Origin of the sequence: Bradyrhizobium sp. CCBAU 53338 (assembly GCF_015291665.1) — a bacterium.
Lineage (GTDB): Bacteria > Pseudomonadota > Alphaproteobacteria > Rhizobiales > Xanthobacteraceae > Bradyrhizobium.
Genome location: NZ_CP030049.1, coordinates 926,873 through 944,034 on the forward strand (window position 1 = coordinate 926,873; position 17,162 = coordinate 944,034).

Below are 17,162 nucleotides of genomic sequence, written 5' to 3' on the forward strand. Positions count from 1 at the left end.
GCCTGGGGCGGATACATACGAGCATGAACAGTTCAAAACAGGAGCTAAGACAAGTGGGGCCGCTGGCTTGCCGAGGATTATGGCCACCGGCCCCGGCGTCAGCTACTTGAAATTGCCCTGCCCCAGGTGCAGTAGCGATAGCTGACAGGCACGAGATGGCCCGGCGGCGGCTCCTCCGCAAATCTCGGCTGCAGTTAACGTAAATGGCAGGGCGCGAGGTGATGTTATGTTTTGTTTTGGTCAGCATGGCGGTGCCGCCAGTTGAAGTGCCGTGATCGTCGCCCACCAGGACGGCCTATGTCGCGGAGCCGCGAACGGAAGTTGGGCAATTACTCGTCCGGCTACGACGCGAGTTGAGTGATTGGTTAGGTCGGAACTCCTTGCGAGCCGTTAGTTGATCGCGAGCGGAGCTCAAACTCTAGCTCTGTCAGCTTTTTGATCAGCTGCTCAATAACCGCCTCGTAATCAGAACGCGTGAGTGAGTTCACGCCACGGGAGGCGAGCTCGTGCTGCAGGATTGTTGCCATCACGGCCTTGACGCTCATAGGACCTCATCTGAAATGATTTCGCATCAAATCTCAAACCAAGGAGACAATCAACAAGGAGGAGGATGGAGCTGGAAGTGTCGCTGCATTCCGATCGATTATCAGCCCCAGGGATGCATACGTACCCAAAAGACTTTGAGCCTGGATATTCGATGCTCCTCCACCAGTTGGCCGATTTGCTGACTCCGCTTCCCGTCTTTGCTTTATGAGCTGGTCAAAAAGCCACCATCAGCTAGCACGAGAGCAGCTCTTGTGGTAATTGCAGTCCATAGGTCCATAGTTTGTTTTTGAAGAGTTTCATTTCGAGGACGATTTGTTCGTGACGATGGTTGCCGTGCTTTGCCAATTTGCATCCGCCGATTGCGTTGATAAGATCGTGACGAGCTCTGCATTCGACAGCACGCTTACTTTCCAGGGCTGCGTTATGAACGGCCAGACAGGGCTGGCCCAGTGGAAAGAAGCGCATCCAATTTACCGCTCAGATACTTGGCATATTCAGCGGCACAAATGCATGCCGGGAGATTACAATATCGCTCACCACAAAGCGTAGAGATCAAAGAAGCTACGCAACGCCCGCCACCGCGGTGTCAGCGAGAGCGTATGCGGTTCATCTAATGTCCCCAGCGCAACGCGCGGACGGGGCTTGCCGGGGCTCTGTTCGCTCGGAAGCATTTGAGCTAAGCCGAGTGGCTACAGGACGAAGAAAGTACAGCGAGAGGCCAGGGTTCCGTTCGCAAATCCTCTTTAATGCGTCGGCCTTGATCCAGAAAAGCTCCAAATCGCTGGCCGCTCGAGCAGATTGCGTGCGGCGGCGTCGATCCACGGCGAACAGCCCAACCTCACCAAAAACCTCTCCTGGATACAAGAGCTTGTCTATTTCGGGAAGCTCGACTTGTCCTGATCCGATGAGATAGAGTGCATCGGCGTGATCCCCTTTCTCGAAGATTGTCTCTCCAGCCTTGATCCGCTGTGTGTGCATGAACGGCTGAAGCCAGTTCGGAGAAAGATCTGTATTAGCGGCGAGCTTGGCGCGGCGTAGTACCAAGACCATGCGGACGAAGTAGGCAGCGTTTAGTGGAAGCAAAATAAAGTGCAGAATCAGCACAGGGTAGATACCGGCGCCAGTGGCATAGACGATGAATGCGAGATTGCTGCAGATGGCGACGGCCCGCAGAGTCAGCATGGTGTGCATGCAGAATGTCACGAGGACGAGCGAAGAGGCCAGATAGCCACAAGCTTCTATCCACGTCATGGCAGCCTACTTTGCTGCTTTAGGCGCAATGAATCACCTGCAAAGCGCGGGCCAAGCGTTCATCAGAAGACGAACGGCTGACGTACCGCCTCAGCCGAGCCGGAGCCTGCTTCGCTCTGTTGGTTATCCAAGGCTGCACGCCGCGCATATGAACCAGTTCACACGCTGATCGGGGCGCTTCGCTTCGCCAGCGTTATAAACTGCTGCCGGTGCCAGCAAGTTCTATCCGCTCGCGTCACTTAAGGTGGCAGCCGATCGCGGTCCGGTCACGGGACCGGATAGTCTTATTTCAGGAAGCCGATAGACAGCCAGGGCACCGCGGCGACGATCAGCGTGCCAATGAGCAGCGCAATCATGTATCCCACGATTGGTCTCATACCGTCGTCCGGGTTAATGCGGCTGATAGCGCAGGCCGCGTAGTAGCCGACCCCAAACGGCGGTGCGAACAGGCCGATGCCCATCGCGAGAACCACGACCATTGCGTAATGGACATCGTGGACCCCAACCTGCCGCGCGATCGGGAACAGGAGCGGACCGAACAAGACGATGGCTGGGATCCCCTCCAGCACGCTGCCTAGAATCACGAAAGTTACGATCGTCACCGCTAGGAAGACGGGGACACCGCCGGGAAGGCTGGTCATGAACTTGGCAAGCGAGGCTGAAAATCCCGACTGGGTCAGCGCCCAGGCCATTCCTGTCGCGGCGCCGATGATGAGCAGAATCGCGCCCGACAGGGAGGCCGTCTCGACCAGCATAGGATAGATGCGTCGCCAGTCGAACTGGCGGTAAATGAGGAGACCGGCGCAGGCCGAGTACAAGATGCCGATGGTCGAGACCTCCGTTGCCGTTGCAACGCCTTCGACGACGGCGGTCCGGATCACGAAAGGCAAGGCGATCGCAGGAAGAGCAATGACAAAGGCTCGGCCGATCTCCCGCCCAGTCGCCCTTTTGACGTGAGAGAGGTCCTCGCGCCGGTAGCGCCACCACACGATCGCCCCGAGCATAACTGCGAGCACCACGCCCGGGAGCAATCCGCCGGTGAATAGCGCGGAGATCGACACGCCCGTCACCGAGCCGATCGTGATCAGAACCAGCGACGGCGGAATCGTTTCGGTTTGCGCCCCCGTGGCGGCCAGCAACGCAACGAGGTCGCCGGGTTTGGCGCCACGCTGCCGCATCTCGGGAAACAGCACAGGGGCCACGGCCGCCATATCTGCCGCCTTGGACCCTGAGATACCGGAGACCAGATACATAGCCCCGACCAGGACGTAGTGCAGCCCGCCGCGGACGTGGCCGAGGAGACTTGCGAGGAAACCGACCATTGCGCGAGCCATGCCCGTCATCTCGATCAGCAGGCCCAGGAAGACGAAAAGAGGCACGGCGAGCAGGATCAGATGGCTCATCCCTTCATCCATCCGCCCGATCATCACTACGTCCGGCGTGCTCGTCGTAAGCGTGAGATAACCCACGGTGGCGAGACCGAATGCAAAGGCAATCGGAACGGCGGCAAAGACCATCGCACCGACAACAAAGACGAAGAAGATCAGAAGGTTCAGATTGCCGAGCGGCTTAAAAACCGGCGCGAGCAGCACGAACGCAAGGATGAGACCGGCGACGATCGCTAGAGAGGCCAACAAGCTGCGTAGATTGGCAATTCGGCAGAGCCGGAGGGCCGCGGCGATCAGCATCAGCCCAATTCCGATCGGTAGCGCCGCCGCACGCCAAGTGTTGATGATCTCCAGCGCCGGCGTGGTGACGAAGGCCTCGTCGGCGGCAAATTCATAGGCCGGCCAAACGACGAGCAAAAGAAACGCCAGCGAGGCTGCGGCCGCCACCACGTCCAAAAACGCACGCACCTGGGCACTGAGCACGCCGACGATGGCTGTCATACGCATGTGCTCGCCGCGCTGGAAAGCAATGACGGAGCCGAGCATGGCAAGCCAAAGGAAGAGAATACCGGCGAGTTCGTCGGACCAGACGATGGGGGAGCGGAATACGTATCTGCCTACGATTCCTGCGGCCAGGATTGCGACTTCGGCCAGGACGAGTAGCGCGGCTGGGACCGCGACGAGGTGGCCCAACATCGTGTTCGCTGTTACCGCCCAATGTCGGGGACCCCGTTCAGTCGAGGCGGTCGCTCCACCGTCATCAGCATGTGGAGCGTGGCTCACGCTGCTCATGACAGCTGACCCGCCGCTTTTTCGAGCTGCGACCACGCCTCCTCGCCGAATTTGCCCTTCCAGTCGGAGTAGAAGCTAGTCTTGGACAAGGCTTGTCGGAAGGCGGCGCGATCGACTTCGATAAATTTGAGACCTTTGGCCGACAGATCGGTGCGCAAGGACTGGCTGAGCTTTGCGATATCAGCCCGCTGATCGACGGCGGAGCGATCTAGTTCGCGGGTCACGACCTCCTGAACATCCTTCGGTAAGCGCTCGAATGCGCGCTTGTTGGCGAGGATCCAGTATCCGTCCCAAACGTGCCCGGTCAGGCTGCACGTGCTTTGCACTTCGTAGAGGCGGGCGGTTGCAATGATCGGCAACGGATTCTCCTGGCCGTCCACGACTTTGGTCTGTAACGCGGAGTAGACCTCGTTGAAGTTAATAGGCGTCGGGCCGGCTCCAAGCGCCTTGAAAAGCGAGGTCAAAAGCGGCGCCGGGGGGACGCGGATCTGGAAATTCTTTAGATCGTCAGGGCTGCGGATCTCACGTCCGGAAGAAGTCACCTGACGAAAGCCGTTATCCCACGCTTTGGAAACCGCCATGATCGGAGTTTTGGCAATCTGCGTCCGGATGTAGGTTCCGAGATCTCCGTCCATAGCTTTCCAAACGCTATCGTAGTCAGTAAACGCGAAGCCGGTGTTCACCAGGCCCGCACTTGGGACCAGGGTGGCGAGGATCGAAGAGGACTGATTAAAGAATTCGACGCCGCCGCTGCGGACCTGGGTCATGAGCTCGGTGTCGGACCCGAGCTGGTTGGCCGGAAACAGCCTGATCTCGAGCCGGCCACTGGTAGCCTCTAGAATGCGTTGGATGGCTTCCTGCGCGCGGACGTTCACCGGATGCGTCGGATCCTGGCCGGTTGCAAATTTATAAACGAATTCGGCCGCAGATGCCGGTCGAGTGAGAATTGCGCAGAGAGGTACGGCCGTTGCAGCTTTCAACAGGGAACGCCGGCTGATATCTCTGCGTTTCGATACGCTCATGTCTTCCTCCTCGTTCTATTTACCTAGCGGTGGCGATCTCAGCGCAGGCGGCGCAGCCGTTCCGCTCATTCGTGTGCCCGCGTCTTGAGTGCCGGCATTTGGGCAAAAGCCAGCGTTCGCCGCTGCAAGGTGCGGCGGGCAACGTTGAGTACAGCTTGTTGGACCTCAGCCCAGCGGCGCTAAAGCCACTGTTTGATTTGCCTTGCGACCTCTGCGGTGGAAATCCCGTAACGGTCGTGCAGCGTTGGAAGCGCGCCGGCGTCGAGAAATTCGTCCGGCAATGCGATCTGGCGGAAAGGCGGATGTGCCCCAGAACGCAAGAGGAGTGCGGCAATTGCTTCGCCGAGGCCACCAATGGTCGTGTGATTTTCGGCAACGACGACAAGCCGTGCCGGCTTGCTGGCCTCACGCAGGATAGTCTCTGCGTCGAGGGGCTTGATGGTTGGAACATGCAGCACCGCTGCATCCACGCGGTCATCCTTCAAAGCTTGGACGGCCTCGAGTGCCCGCATGGTCATGATGCCGGACGAGATGATCAGGACGTCCTTGCCATCACGGATCAGCTTGGCCTTTCCAAGCTCGAACTTATAGTCGTATTCATCCAGAACGACAGGCACCTGGCCGCGCAGCAGGCGCATGTAGACTGGACCTTGATGCGCGGCTATGGCTGGCACCACCTGCTCGATTTCACTGGCATCGCAGGGGTCGATCACCGTCATATTTGGCATGGCCCGAAACAACGCGAGATCCTCGGCGGCTTGATGACTTGGGCCATAGCCCGAGGTCAGGCCGGGCAAGGCGCAGACGATTTTCACGTTGCGGTCTTCCTCCGCAATGGTCTGATGAATGAAATCGTAGGCGCGCCGCGATGCGAACACGGCATATGTCGTCGCAAAGGGCATGAAGCCCTCTGCGGCGAGTCCGGAGGCTGCTCCGAACAAAAGTTGCTCGGCCATGCCCATCTGGTAATAGCGGTCTGGAAATTCCTTGGCGAAGATGTGCAGGTCGGTGTATTTGCCGAGATCGGCGGTCATGCCGACCACCTCTGGCCGGCTCCGTGCCAGTTCGACGAGTGCATGTCCGAACGGCGCTGGCTTCGTCTTTTGGCCCTCGGCCGCAATCGAGGCGATCATGGCAGAGGTGGTTAGGCGCGGCTTGCCCGCTTGCGGTGCTGATCTGACGGTCTTCATGCCTGCCTCCCGGCTTCCAGCGCGGCAAGGGCAAGTTGCCATTCGTGCTGCTCGACGCGAATGAAATGGTTCTTCTCGCGCTGCTCGAGGAAAGGAACGCCCTTCCCCATGAGGGTGTCGGCGACGATCATTCGCGGCTTCGGCTCGGGATGCGACTTTGCACGGTCGAATGCTGCGAGCACGGCATCGAGATCATTGCCATCGATACGTTGTACGAACCAGCCGAATGCCTGGAGCTTGTCGACCAAGGGTTCGAAGGCCATGACTTGCGTCGAGGGACCGTCGGCCTGCTGGTTGTTGACATCGACAATGCCGATCAGGTTGTCCAGCTTGTAGTGGGCCGCCGACTGGATGGCCTCCCACACGGAGCCCTCGTCGAGCTCGCCGTCGGAGAACAAGGTGTATACCCGCGCCTCGGACCTTTTGCGTTTGAGGCCAAGGCCCATGCCGACAGCAATGCTGAGCCCGAGGCCGAGCGAGCCACCCGACATTTCCATTCCGGGCGTGTAGGAGGCCATGCCCGACATTGGCAAGCGGCTCTCGTCACTGCCATAGGTCTCAAGCTCTTCCTCGGGGACGATCCCCGCTTCTATCAAAGCCGCATAAAGCGCAATAGCGTAGTGCCCGTTTGAGAGCAGGAAGCGATCGCGTTCCTCCCAGGTCGGATCCTCCGGCCGATAGCGCATCGCGTGAAAGTAAGCCACGGCGAGAACGTCGGAGATATCGAGCGCCTGAGCGATATAGCCTTGGCCCTGAACTTCCCCCATGCGCAGCGCATTGCGGCGAATGTTATAGGCGCGGTCCGCCAGCTTGGGCGTGTTGGTCAACGTTTTGGTCGGCGCTTCCATCGATCTGGACCTTCTCTTGCTGGCTCAGTGGATGAGCATGCCGCCATTGACGTCGATCACGGCACCAGTGACGTACGCGGAGAGATCGGAGGCCAGAAAAGTGTAGATGCCGGCGACATCTTCTGCGGTGCCGAGACGATTGAGTGGAATGCCTTCCAGAATTTTCGCACGCATTTCATCAGTCAGCTTGCCGGCCGTGATATCGGTGCCGATCAGGCCAGGCGTGACGCAGTTGACGCGGATGTTGTCAGGACCGAACTCGCGAGCCATGGCCTTGGCTAAACCAAGAACGCCGGCTTTCGCTGCCGAATAGTGTGGTCCCCCAAAAATTCCGCCGCCACGCTGGGCCGACACCGACGACATGCATGCGATCGATCCGGACTTCCGCGCACGCATATGCGGGATCACGGCCTGGGAGAGGAAGAGAACGCCTTTGAGATTGACGTCTTGAATGCGATCCCAATCGGCGGCTGATATGTCCAGGAGCTTCACCGGCTGGGTAATGCCGGCATTGTTGATCAGTATATCGATACCACCGAATGCCTCGACCGCGCTTGCAACTGCCCGCTCGCAGGACGATTTGTCAGCGACGTCGCAGCGCAAACCGAGGTGTTCCTTGCCAAGAGTGGCTGCTGCCCCTGCCGCGGCTCCGGCATCGATATCGAGGATTGCGACCCGAGCGCCCTCGGAGGCAAACCGCCGGGCGGTGGCGAGCCCGATCCCCCGCGGCGAGGCCGCGCCCGAAATGATGGCTGTCTTCCCGCTGAGCAGCATCAGTTCCTCCCGCAAATTGTTTTCCTTGACAATGCTAGGAATGACCCTCGCTCTCCGCGCCGACAAGCGCACAGTTGTCATGGGTCGATGAATCTGGTTCACTTATGCGATGCTCTCGAATGTTCCGATATCGGCAATTCGCGCCTTTGAGGCGGCGGCCCGCACCGGATCGTTTCGCGATGCGGCGAATGAGCTTCACCTGACGCCAAGTGCAGTCAGTCATGCAATCCGTAAGCTGGAGGACACGCTCCGGACCGTTCTCTTCGAGCGCAGTGCACGCGCGGTGCGGCTCACGCCGGCCGGCGAGAACCTGATGCGACATACCGGCGCTGCATTCGATCAGCTCCGCCGCGGCTTGGAGGAAGTCGCTGCTCGTGGTCCGCAGTTGGTGCGGGTTCACTCCGCTCCGAGCTTTGCAGCGCAATGGCTAACGCCACGACTGGCGCAGTTTCTTGCAGCCCATCCGAAGCTAGAAGTTCGCTTGGCTGCCAGCACAGACTATGCGCGTTTCAGTAACGATGATTTCGATGTCGACATCGTTTACGGTCCGCCGAGGGCGGAGGGCGTCGAGATTGTTCCTCTGCCAGAGGAAACAGTCACTCCCCTATGCTCCCGGAAGCTTGCAAAATCAATCAAGAAGCCGATCGACCTCCTGGATCAGACATTGATCCGTTCAGACGTGAAGCAAGTTCAATGGCATCAGTGGTTCGCCGCCAATGGATTGGAAGCTCCAGCGATTCACGGCATGAGATTCGATCGAAGTTTCCTGGCGATTGCAACCGCCGCCGAAGGACTGGGAGTAGCCTTGGAATCAACGCTTCTAGCGGAGCGCGAATTGGCTAGCGGACGACTGGTTGCTCCATTGGCCGGCCGCGCAACCGATATTCGATACGTCGGTCACAGGCTAATTTATCCGCGCGCCAGCCGGCAACGCTCGGCGGTGCGCGCTTTTGCCGATTGGATCGTCGCCCAGCTCGGAGGCGAAGCTAGCCTTTCCTCCCAGTAAGTATCGCTCGTTGCCGCGATGGTTTGGCTATCCGAAAAAGTGAGGATGGGCCTCGTCAGAACGGCCATGCGCGGTGGCTTATCGCAACAATTGTGTGACTGCGAGAGGGACGAGCAAAGACGTAACCAGCGCGTTCAGGCTCATCGCAATCCCCGAGAACACGCCCGCAACCTCGTCCACCTGAAACGCTCGCGCGGTACCAATGCCGTGCGCGGCGATGCCCGCGGCAAAACCACGCGCACGAAAATCAATGATACCACTCCAATTCATCAATGGCGTGACAATGATCGCTCCCATGATCCCCGTGAGGATCACCGCGACGGCGGTCAGAGAAGGGTCGGCGTGCAGTGTTTCGCTGATCCCCATTGCGACCGCGGCTGTCACGGACTTAGGCGCAAGGGACAGTACAACATCGCGCGGCAAGCCTGCAGCTTTCGCAAGCAGCACAATCGACGCGGCCGCTGTGACCGAGCCCACAACGAGGGCTGCCAGCATTGGCACGATCGAGGCAAGGACGATCCTGCGGTTCTCGTAGAGCGGGATAGCGAGCGCGACTGTGGCTGGGCCGAGCAAGAAATGTACGAACTGCGCTCCGCTAAAATAGACCGGATATGGCGTGCTGGTCACGAACAGAAACACGCCGATGATCCAGACCGCGTGGAGAACAGGATTGGCGAGCGGATGTCGGTGGAGGGCAAGCGACAGCGCTTCCGAGACTGCATAAACCAGTAAGGTGATCGTCAGCCAAAGCAGAGGCGATTGCGACAGATAGACCCAGAGCGAGAATGCATGGTCCTTCATGGCGCCTCATGACCGAACAGCCGGCTGACCAGGCGAAACGTTAGCACGGTCGCGAGAAGGGTCACTACGACGGAAAGGGCAAGAATCAACACAATTGCTATCCCATGAGCATAAATGAGATCGAGTTTTTCCACGACACCCACGCCGGCCGGGACAAACAGGAGAGACAGATTGTTGAGCAGCCCCCTGCTGGCAGTCTCAACGCCGCCGTTTCGCAGCGGTCCTTGAGCGATGATTGCGAAACGGTCACGGACGAGCAGCAAAATCAACAGCAGCAGGAGCCCGACGACCGGACCAGGCAGCAGCAGGCCGAACCCGCGCGTAATGGCCTCTCCGATCAATTGGCAGAGGAGGATAAGACCGAGACTTGCCAGCATGGGGCACCTGAGTAGCACTTTCACACGAGGAGAAGCTGCCGGAAGCTCAATTTTGTTGATTCTTGAGACCGGCGCTGCCCTCCTGCGCTGCAAAAAAGATAACGATTGATAGCCATCTCGATTTGCCGATGGAGCGTCATCGCGGCTGAACACCGGGGCTTGCCTACGACCGGAAGGGTAACTTTGATTCCTGCATCGACAAAGGTCTTTCTCAAGCTTTCCCTCTGCGCGTCGGACATTGGTGTGTCGCTGTACTCCTCGATCCGCCAGATGATCGCCGTGGAGACGCACACCCGCTGGGCCACTTCCTTGACGGACCAGTTCAACAGGCCGCGGGCGGCACGCAGATGCCTGCCGCTGAGGCCCTCATGCCAGCGATACAGCCCGTCTGCTCGCTGCAAGCGGCATTCGACTAAAAAGGCTGTGCGGTTTCGACCGAAACCGCCCATCCGCGCAGAGCTGCCTCGTGGTCGTCAGGCAATGTAAGCTCCTGGCCGGAGTTGCAGCCGGGCTTGGAGCATCTCGTGCACGACCATGCGTAGAGCCTCGCCGCAGTCCGGATCGACATCAAGATGGCTCGACAGACGTTTCAGGGCGAACGGACTGTTCTAGCAGACAGCAACGCGTACGTTGTTTGTCGCGCCTATTTGTCCGAATGGGAGGCCAAAGACCACGACGGCCAAGTCGCCGGACCGCACATAGCCTTCCCGTTGCGCTGCCACGGCCGCGATCCGGGTTATTTCTTCATGGCCGGAGGGATCGCTGGCCACGACACTATGGACGCCCCACAACAGGCACATGCGTCGCGCCACAATGTCGTCTGGCGTCAGAGCAAGAACGGGGATCGGTGGTCGTTTGCGCGAAATGCGGGCTGCGGTCGTCCCGCTCGCCGTGAAGCCGATGATGGCTTTGGCCTCGATCGTGGCGGCAAGATCTGCGCCTGCCGCTGCGACAGCGTGTGGAGGGGTAATCTCTTCGTCGACTTGCGCAGCCCTGATCAAGGAGCGATAGAGACGATGTTGCTCCGTACTCCGGATGATACGATCCATCATGGCGACGGCTTCGGCCGGATAAGCGCCGTTTGCCGTTTCGGCTGATAGCATCACAGCATCGGCTCCATCATAGATGGCGGTCGCAACATCGGAGGCTTCCGCGCGCGTCGGCGTCGGCGCTGCCACCATGGAATCAAGCATTTGGGTTGCGACGATCACGGGCTTTGCGGCCATTCGGCAAGCACGAATGAGCTCTTTTTGTCGGCCAGGCACGTTTTCCGGGGGAATCTCGACCCCAAGATCGCCGCGGGCGACCATGAGGGCGTCGGACAATTTGATGATATCATCGATGTGATCAAGCGCCATTGGCGTTTCGATTTTGGCGACGAGGCCGGCTGCCTCACCGATTAGAGCTCGTGCCTCAATCAGGTCTGAAGGCTTCTGAACAAAGGACAAGGCAACCCAGTCGACGCCCAGCTCTAGGCCGAAGACGAGATCGTCACGATCCTTCTTGGTCAGGGGGTAGATATCAAGCAACGCTCCCGGCACGTTTACGCCTTTTTGATCGCGGATCGTTCCACCGACAATGACGCGCGCTATCATGTCGCCATCGCCTGGCTTTTCGAGGCTTAGGCGAACACGGCCGTCATCGATGAGCAGATTTTGACCTGGATACGCAGCTACAAAGATCTCCGGATGTGGCAGAGGGATCGCCTGCTTTCCGCCTCTTGCTCCGTCCAGAACAAAGCGGACCGTTTCGCCGGCCTGCAGCGTGAGCTCACCCTCTTCAAGCGAACCGATGCGCAGCTTCGGGCCTTGCAGATCTTGTAGCACGCCGATGGGTCGGCCGAATTCGCGCTCGAGCGCGCGAATGGCGGTAAAGGCGCGCGCGTGATCGTCTTTGGTGCCATGACTGAAGTTCAGGCGGAATGTATCGGCACCTGCAAGATCGAGAGCACGGAGTTGGTCGAGCTCGACGGTTGCCGGGCCGATGGTTGCGACGATCTTGGCATGGCGCGAGCGGCGCATCAAAAATCAAACCCCTTGGATGAGCCGCCTTCGAGCCAGCCGCTCCTGGCGAAAGCCAATGCTTCGTCGATCACGCGCTCGCCCCATGCAAACGATGTCAAGCTCCAGAAGCGGCAGCCTTTGTCTTTTGCTGCGTCGCCGATAGGATGGCGTTGACAGCCCGGTACGCGAACACAATCGCAGGCCCGATGGTGATGCCTGCTCCTGGATAGATGCCGCGCATCGGGGATGTCATGTCGTTGCCGCAAGCGTAAAGGCCCGCGATGGATCTTTCCTGCCCGTCTAGGACCTGGCCGCAAGTGTCGGTTGCCAGGCCGGTGGCCGTGCCGAGCGTTGCCGGAACGATTGGAAGCGCGATAAACGGGCCTGTCTTGATGGGTCCGAGATTTGGGTTTTTCTTGCTCACGGCCGGATCGCCGAGCGTGCGATTAAAGGCGGATTCACCGCGTTTGAACAGCGGATCGCGCCCCTCAGCAGCGTGCGTGTTGTGCTCTTCGACGGTCTTTTCAAGCGCAGCCGGATCTAGCCCCAGCTGTTTGGCAAGTTCAGGAATTGTCCGGCCGACCTTGATGTACCCAAGGCGCGCATATTTTCCGATCCTCAAGGTCCAGGGCCAGGGCAGCAGATGTCCCATACCTCTCAACCGTACGAACTCCAGGTCGCAGATGAAGTAAAATCGCTTATCTGCCGGATAGCCGCTGGTGAACATCGCCAGGCAAATGTCGTGATACGAATTGGATTCGTTGACGAAACGCTTGGCATCCGGCCCCACTGCGATGACGCCGGGACGGCCGCGATCGAGCCAGCCATAGGGGACCACTTGGGAGGAGCTGCCGCTCTTGAGAATTGAGACGGGAGTCCAAAAGCCGGCAGAGGCGACATTGTTGTCAATCGCAGCTCCAAGCCTGGACGCCAGGGAAATGCCATCGCCCACAACGTCCACATGGGCCAGCGTGTCATCGTGCTGGTGGGGACCGCTGAGGCTGGCTCTTAACTCTGCGCTGCGAGCAAATCCGCCCGTTGCGAGGATGACGCCATGCGAGGCGCGCACGCGAAGGTCGGAACCGTTCCGCTTGACGACGGCTCCGGTGACACGCCCATCTTCCCTGATCAGCTCTATCAGCGGGGAGCCAGGCCATATCTCGACGCCGTGCTTGCGCAGACTGACGACCAGGCGCGCGATCAGGGCGTTCCCTCCGCTGAGCTCTGTCCCGCGCCTGTGGCCCAGCCGGTCACGCGCGTAGCGACCGACACGCCGCAAGACGTGTCTGAGGGCGGCAAAGGATTGGAAGGGATTGAGGAAGCTTCTGACCTCGCTGGATGAGATCATCATTCCACCAAGCACAACCCGGATGGGATCGCCGATCAGATCGAAATCGGCTCCGAGAAGGCGCCCATCATAGGGAGCCGGGCTCAGTGCCCGGCCCTTGTCGACGCCGCCGATCTGGCTCGAATGATAATCGGGCGCCGAGGCCAGCGTGAAGTTGACCTCTGTCCCGTCCTCAAGGGCGGCAAGTGCAGCTGGGCCGTCCTCGAGATAAGCATCGATGAAGCCTGCCCGGTAATAGGTGCCAAGTTCGTGCTGCAGGTAGGTCCTTGCCTTCGCAAGCGAGTCGTCGATCTTCGCTGAGCGCGCCTGGGGTGAGCAAGGAACCCAGATCATACCATTGGAAAGAGCTGTCGTGCCGCCGAGCCGGGCGGATTTTTCGCAGACAGTGACGCGCAGTCCTGCTTTTGCCGCATAGAGGGCGGCCGAGAGCCCGGCTGCACCACTCCCGACTACGAGAACGTCGGTTGCCCATTCGTGATCCGCCCTTGCGCTTCGGGCGATCGCCACGGTCATGCCCTTGCTTGATTGGCCCATCGGTGTGTCCATTCCAGCCTCGCTGCGATTTCTTGGAACTGAGGTCAGTGATGTTGGGGAAGCGGGACGGCTTTGAATTCCTCGGCTGCCGCCTTTACTGCCCGTTCGATCGGAATTCGTTCGATGGAGGAGGCGCCGACAAATCCGACGCATTGCGTCGACCGGTACACCTCGGCCGTATCCGCGGGCTCTGCGATCGCACCACCATGGCAGAGCAGGACAACGTCGGAGCGCCCGCTCCTGGCCGCGGCGTTGATGTCGTTGATGCGATTGATCGCGTCTTTGACCGACCGCCCTTCCTCATGGCCAACGAGCCCGCCCCGTGTGGCGCCGACATGAGGGATGATGCAGTCGGCCCCGGCGCTTGCCATCGCCTTGGCATCGTCCGGGTTTGCGACATAGGCGAGCGAGAAGATGTTCTTCTTGCGCGCAGATGCGATCATCTCGACTTCGCGTTCGAAGCCGAGCCCGACGCGGCCGCGGCGGTCGCGCCATTTGTCGCCCATGGTCGAGATGGTGGGATAGTTGATCACGCCTGAGAAGCCGGCCGCCCAGAATTTGTCGAGCAACGCATCGAGATCGAGCCGAACGGGATCCCAGGCCTCAACGCCGCCGATCACGGGGATGGAAGAGACAACGTTGCGGATTTCTGCGGCAAGCTCGAGCGTGCGCGCGTTGGAGTCTCCGATCCGGCTGGTCGGAAGCCCCATCAGGCGCGACAGCCCGGTAGAGTAGACCACCAGCATGTCCGCGCCCCCGAGGACAGCGCATTTGGCCACCAGGCCGCAGCTGCTGCCTGCGGCAAGAACCGCTCTGCGCTCGGCCACCTGGCTTGCGATCTTCGCTAGGATTTCGCTTCGCTCAAACATCCGCATCGCAGTCAGCCTTCCTGCGCCAATTGCTCGAGGATCCAACTCGCGGCCGCCTCGGCAAATTCGGGATCGTTGATGTGACAGTTCAATTCGCGCACCGTGATTTTGGGCGGCAGATTGTTCTTGACCGCGTCCAGCCAAGCGCGGTCGGCATTGCAATCACGGAACACGCCGCCGTCGCGGTCGTAGTCGGAGACGCCTTTCGCCGGCCAGAGCACGATGGCTGGCGCTTCGGCCCGCGACAGCCGCTCGGCCGTAAGCCGGCCGATGCTTGCGTTTTCGGACGGAGTTGTGCGCATGAGCGTGGTGTAGCGAGTATGGGAGTAGAACTGGCGGCAGCGAAACTGATCGGGGACGCTGGATGGTGGACCAAAATTGACCATGTCGACTGCGCCTGGCGCGACGACCTGCGGGATTGATCGATCCGCGGCTGCCTTGAGCCGATCCGGTCCGGCGCTGGCGGTGCCACCGACGATTTCGTCAGCAAGCTCGGTTGTGGTCAGATCGATTACAGCGTCAAACTCACCGGCCGCGATTAGCTGTTCCATCTTGCGCCCGCCGGCCCCGTTAGCGGGGAAAACGATCGCATCGAGGCCGGCCTCTCCAAGACGTCTTACGCATTGATTGGCCGCCGGCGTCGTAACTCCGAAGGCCGTGATGGCGACGATTTTCTTCCGTCTCCTCTGACGGGATGGCTCATATTGCATGGCGGCCACGGCGCGGCCGGCATTGTCCAGCACGCGTTGGGTGAAGGCGTTGATCCCGAAGAGGTCGACAAGGGTCGGATAGAGGATGATGTCGTTATGGACGGCCAGTTCGGCGAGCAGTGCGGGCCTGGCGCTACTCACAAGGAGCTTCGGGAAGCCATATGGTAAATCGCGGACGACTTCGCCAAAGACGGCGCTGCCCTTGCCACCCGCAATTCCGACAATTGCGCTGATCGCGCCTGATTGGCGAAGATCATCGACCATTTTGCGGGCCGATTGGGCAATGTCGTTCAAGAGCTCGACGGGAGAAACGGCGCGGCCGCCATCTGTCGGCTCTTTGTCCGACCCTGCCTTGGACGTACCGACGTCTAAGACCACCGTCGTGCGGCCCAGGCCTTCGATGACGTTTCGGAGATAAGATGCTTCTGCGCCCTTCGTATCGAGCGTCGCCACGATTGCAACGGCGCCAGCGGCTCCGACCTTGGGCGAGCGCCCAAGCCTGGCCGACTTCGCGTCGTCGGTGCAATGGTGCGACACGATCTTTCCTCTCCGATCCTGCTTGATACGAATGGTCTAAACGCGGCCGAGACGCTCAATAAGTGCCGCGCCGGGGAGAGTTGGGTAATATTGGGTAGATGTCTCGAAGCGCTCGGGAGCGCACCGGTGGCTCTAGCCAAGGTTGCCTGTCCTGTCTGCGGCGTGTCTTCCCCTCTCCTCTTCCGGCATCTTCTGTCCGGCGTCCTTTCGGGCCCATGAGACGCACGCGGTGCGCAGCAGGCGAAGGTCATCTCCGCCAGCCCTTGGGACGCTGTTTCACCCATTGCAAAAAGTGCCAAGTGGCGGGCGGGTGGACAGCTCGCGCGGTTCAATGCCTGTGAATTGAATTCTAAAAAGAGACCGCTGCTGGAGCTCTCCAACAGCGGCGTAAGTCGAGGGAGGAAGCAGACGAGGCCGGCCTGCCAGCGGATAGATGAGACGTCGTCGGAAGCCTGACGTGCCTAGATGTCGTGCAGATCTCTAGACCGAACTGAAATGCCGTATAAGATCAGTGCGATGTTTAAATGGGTAAGATTGGGTAGAGGCGGTTGAAGCAAAGAGCAGTCGGCGAGCTCATTTCAAGCAGGTCGGACACGCGCGAGGGTTATTGCCTAGCAATCTATGCGCCGGCTTTAGGGAGCCTTCCGGAAGGCTCCATGCTGGTCATGGCGACCTTGCCCGTCGTTGACTGGAACGATTGTCTGTTACGGGATCTGCGCACGTTCCGAAAGGAGAGATCTGCGGGTGTTTACGCCGCGATCGTCATGATCGATCCCTTCGCGTGCTGGGAGGATCTTGCCGATGCGTTGAAAGAGGCCGGGATCAAGGGGATCATCAACTTCCCGCCGGCGTCTCTCATTGAGCGGTCAACGACAGGGACGCCCATTGAAAGCGGACAGGAGATCGAGCTTCGACGTCTGGAATGGTTTGCCAATTTGGACTTCAGGGTGTTGTTCGCGACGGACGACATCTCTAAGACCGCAATGGCCGAGCGGCGCATCGGCTCGCATCTGGCCGGCCTGGTCCAGATGCCGGAAGAAGCGCTCAAGTTCGTGATTGGCGATGGCGTCGATTTGGTAAGCGCCGGGAAGCGAGGAGCGCCGGTGGCGAAGTTCGCGCTTCTGAGCGGCACGAAGCCGCCAGCGCGAAAATAATGAGGAGCAGAG

General features: G+C 59.8%; 17 protein-coding genes. 3 read left to right on the forward strand and 14 right to left on the reverse strand.

Annotated elements, in window-relative coordinates; all coding sequences use genetic code 11:
- Window positions 1-365: 365 nt before the first annotated feature.
- Window positions 366-545 (reverse strand): hypothetical protein, encoded by a 180-nt coding sequence (locus XH90_RS38515; RefSeq protein WP_128929501.1) that lies wholly within the window; start codon window positions 543-545, stop codon window positions 366-368.
- A 319-nt stretch (window positions 546-864) separates the two neighbouring features.
- Here XH90_RS38515 and XH90_RS38520 point away from each other — a divergent pair, with 319 nt between their 5' ends.
- Entirely contained in the window at window positions 865-1,095 is a 231-nt protein-coding gene (locus XH90_RS38520; protein ID WP_128929500.1) for a hypothetical protein, read from the forward strand.
- A 57-nt stretch (window positions 1,096-1,152) separates the two neighbouring features.
- Here XH90_RS38520 and XH90_RS38525 read toward each other — a convergent pair whose 3' ends face one another.
- From XH90_RS38525 to XH90_RS38550, 6 genes are all read right to left on the reverse strand, one after another.
- A complete protein-coding gene (locus XH90_RS38525; protein WP_237864935.1) occupies window positions 1,153-1,737 on the reverse strand; it encodes a cyclic nucleotide-binding domain-containing protein in 585 nt (194 codons plus the stop codon).
- Between the two features lie 344 nt (window positions 1,738-2,081).
- Window positions 2,082-3,977 (reverse strand): TRAP transporter large permease subunit, encoded by a 1,896-nt coding sequence (locus XH90_RS38530; RefSeq protein WP_128929498.1) that lies wholly within the window; start codon window positions 3,975-3,977, stop codon window positions 2,082-2,084.
- Complete coding sequence (locus tag XH90_RS38535; RefSeq protein ID WP_128929497.1) at window positions 3,974-4,999, reverse strand: TRAP transporter substrate-binding protein; 1,026 nt, start codon at window positions 4,997-4,999, stop codon at window positions 3,974-3,976. Before XH90_RS38535 ends, XH90_RS38530 begins: the two co-directional genes overlap by 4 nt.
- 179 nt (window positions 5,000-5,178) lie before the next feature.
- Window positions 5,179-6,189: a transketolase family protein gene (locus XH90_RS38540; RefSeq protein WP_188637396.1), complete on the reverse strand. Its 1,011-nt coding sequence runs from the start codon at window positions 6,187-6,189 to the stop codon at window positions 5,179-5,181.
- Window positions 6,186-7,037, reverse strand: coding sequence for a transketolase (locus XH90_RS38545; RefSeq protein ID WP_128929495.1), 852 nt, complete (start codon window positions 7,035-7,037; stop codon window positions 6,186-6,188). Before XH90_RS38545 ends, XH90_RS38540 begins: the two co-directional genes overlap by 4 nt.
- A 24-nt stretch (window positions 7,038-7,061) precedes the next feature.
- Window positions 7,062-7,811, reverse strand: coding sequence for an SDR family NAD(P)-dependent oxidoreductase (locus XH90_RS38550; RefSeq protein ID WP_128955190.1), 750 nt, complete (start codon window positions 7,809-7,811; stop codon window positions 7,062-7,064).
- Between the two features lie 109 nt (window positions 7,812-7,920).
- Here XH90_RS38550 and XH90_RS38555 point away from each other — a divergent pair, with 109 nt between their 5' ends.
- Complete coding sequence (locus tag XH90_RS38555) at window positions 7,921-8,817, forward strand: LysR substrate-binding domain-containing protein (protein ID WP_128929493.1); 897 nt, start codon at window positions 7,921-7,923, stop codon at window positions 8,815-8,817.
- A gap of 78 nt (window positions 8,818-8,895) precedes the next feature.
- Here the strand turns inward: XH90_RS38555 and XH90_RS38560 are convergent, their stop codons facing one another.
- From XH90_RS38560 to XH90_RS38590, 7 genes are all read right to left on the reverse strand, one after another.
- Complete coding sequence (locus XH90_RS38560; protein WP_128929492.1) at window positions 8,896-9,618, reverse strand: LrgB family protein; 723 nt, start codon at window positions 9,616-9,618, stop codon at window positions 8,896-8,898.
- On the reverse strand, window positions 9,615-9,995 hold the full coding sequence (locus XH90_RS38565; RefSeq protein ID WP_128929491.1) for a CidA/LrgA family protein: 381 nt from the start codon (window positions 9,993-9,995) through the stop codon (window positions 9,615-9,617). The genes XH90_RS38560 and XH90_RS38565 overlap by 4 nt, the downstream gene beginning before the upstream one ends.
- Window positions 9,996-10,015: 20 nt before the next feature.
- Window positions 10,016-10,396, reverse strand: coding sequence for a helix-turn-helix domain-containing protein (locus XH90_RS38570; RefSeq protein ID WP_128929490.1), 381 nt, complete (start codon window positions 10,394-10,396; stop codon window positions 10,016-10,018).
- 207 nt (window positions 10,397-10,603) lie between these two features.
- Entirely contained in the window at window positions 10,604-12,016 is a 1,413-nt protein-coding gene (pyk, locus tag XH90_RS38575) for a pyruvate kinase (RefSeq protein ID WP_128929489.1), read from the reverse strand.
- Between the two features lie 97 nt (window positions 12,017-12,113).
- Entirely contained in the window at window positions 12,114-13,892 is a 1,779-nt protein-coding gene (locus XH90_RS38580) for an FAD-dependent oxidoreductase (protein WP_232995567.1), read from the reverse strand.
- A gap of 32 nt (window positions 13,893-13,924) precedes the next feature.
- Window positions 13,925-14,755 (reverse strand): phosphoenolpyruvate hydrolase family protein, encoded by an 831-nt coding sequence (locus XH90_RS38585; RefSeq protein WP_128929488.1) that lies wholly within the window; start codon window positions 14,753-14,755, stop codon window positions 13,925-13,927.
- Window positions 14,756-14,760: 5 nt separating this feature from the next.
- Complete coding sequence (locus XH90_RS38590) at window positions 14,761-15,996, reverse strand: Tm-1-like ATP-binding domain-containing protein (RefSeq protein WP_232995565.1); 1,236 nt, start codon at window positions 15,994-15,996, stop codon at window positions 14,761-14,763.
- A gap of 656 nt (window positions 15,997-16,652) precedes the next feature.
- Between XH90_RS38590 and XH90_RS38595 the strand changes: the two genes are divergently transcribed.
- The gene (locus XH90_RS38595) at window positions 16,653-17,150 is read left to right on the forward strand and encodes a hypothetical protein (protein WP_232995564.1); all 498 of its coding nucleotides are present in this window, start codon (window positions 16,653-16,655) and stop codon (window positions 17,148-17,150) included.
- The last annotated feature ends 12 nt before the right edge of the window (window positions 17,151-17,162 follow it).

What these genes read in the sequence shown, in the direction of transcription:
- pyk (WP_128929489.1), bottom strand. Translation starts at nt 12,016, where the DNA reads ATGCGCCGCTCGCGCCATGCCAAGATCGTCGCAACCATCGGCCCGGCA.
- XH90_RS38560 (WP_128929492.1), bottom strand. Translation starts at nt 9,618, where the DNA reads ATGAAGGACCATGCATTCTCGCTCTGGGTCTATCTGTCGCAATCGCCT.
- XH90_RS38550 (WP_128955190.1), bottom strand. Translation starts at nt 7,811, where the DNA reads ATGCTGCTCAGCGGGAAGACAGCCATCATTTCGGGCGCGGCCTCGCCG.
- XH90_RS38595 (WP_232995564.1), top strand. Translation starts at nt 16,653, where the DNA reads ATGCTGGTCATGGCGACCTTGCCCGTCGTTGACTGGAACGATTGTCTG.
- XH90_RS38515 (WP_128929501.1), bottom strand. Translation starts at nt 545, where the DNA reads ATGAGCGTCAAGGCCGTGATGGCAACAATCCTGCAGCACGAGCTCGCC.
- XH90_RS38540 (WP_188637396.1), bottom strand. Translation starts at nt 6,189, where the DNA reads ATGAAGACCGTCAGATCAGCACCGCAAGCGGGCAAGCCGCGCCTAACC.
- XH90_RS38545 (WP_128929495.1), bottom strand. Translation starts at nt 7,037, where the DNA reads ATGGAAGCGCCGACCAAAACGTTGACCAACACGCCCAAGCTGGCGGAC.
- XH90_RS38580 (WP_232995567.1), bottom strand. Translation starts at nt 13,892, where the DNA reads ATGGACACACCGATGGGCCAATCAAGCAAGGGCATGACCGTGGCGATC.
- XH90_RS38585 (WP_128929488.1), bottom strand. Translation starts at nt 14,755, where the DNA reads ATGCGGATGTTTGAGCGAAGCGAAATCCTAGCGAAGATCGCAAGCCAG.
- XH90_RS38530 (WP_128929498.1), bottom strand. Translation starts at nt 3,977, where the DNA reads ATGAGCAGCGTGAGCCACGCTCCACATGCTGATGACGGTGGAGCGACC.
- XH90_RS38555 (WP_128929493.1), top strand. Translation starts at nt 7,921, where the DNA reads ATGCTCTCGAATGTTCCGATATCGGCAATTCGCGCCTTTGAGGCGGCG.
- XH90_RS38565 (WP_128929491.1), bottom strand. Translation starts at nt 9,995, where the DNA reads ATGCTGGCAAGTCTCGGTCTTATCCTCCTCTGCCAATTGATCGGAGAG.
- XH90_RS38535 (WP_128929497.1), bottom strand. Translation starts at nt 4,999, where the DNA reads ATGAGCGTATCGAAACGCAGAGATATCAGCCGGCGTTCCCTGTTGAAA.
- XH90_RS38525 (WP_237864935.1), bottom strand. Translation starts at nt 1,737, where the DNA reads ATGCACACCATGCTGACTCTGCGGGCCGTCGCCATCTGCAGCAATCTC.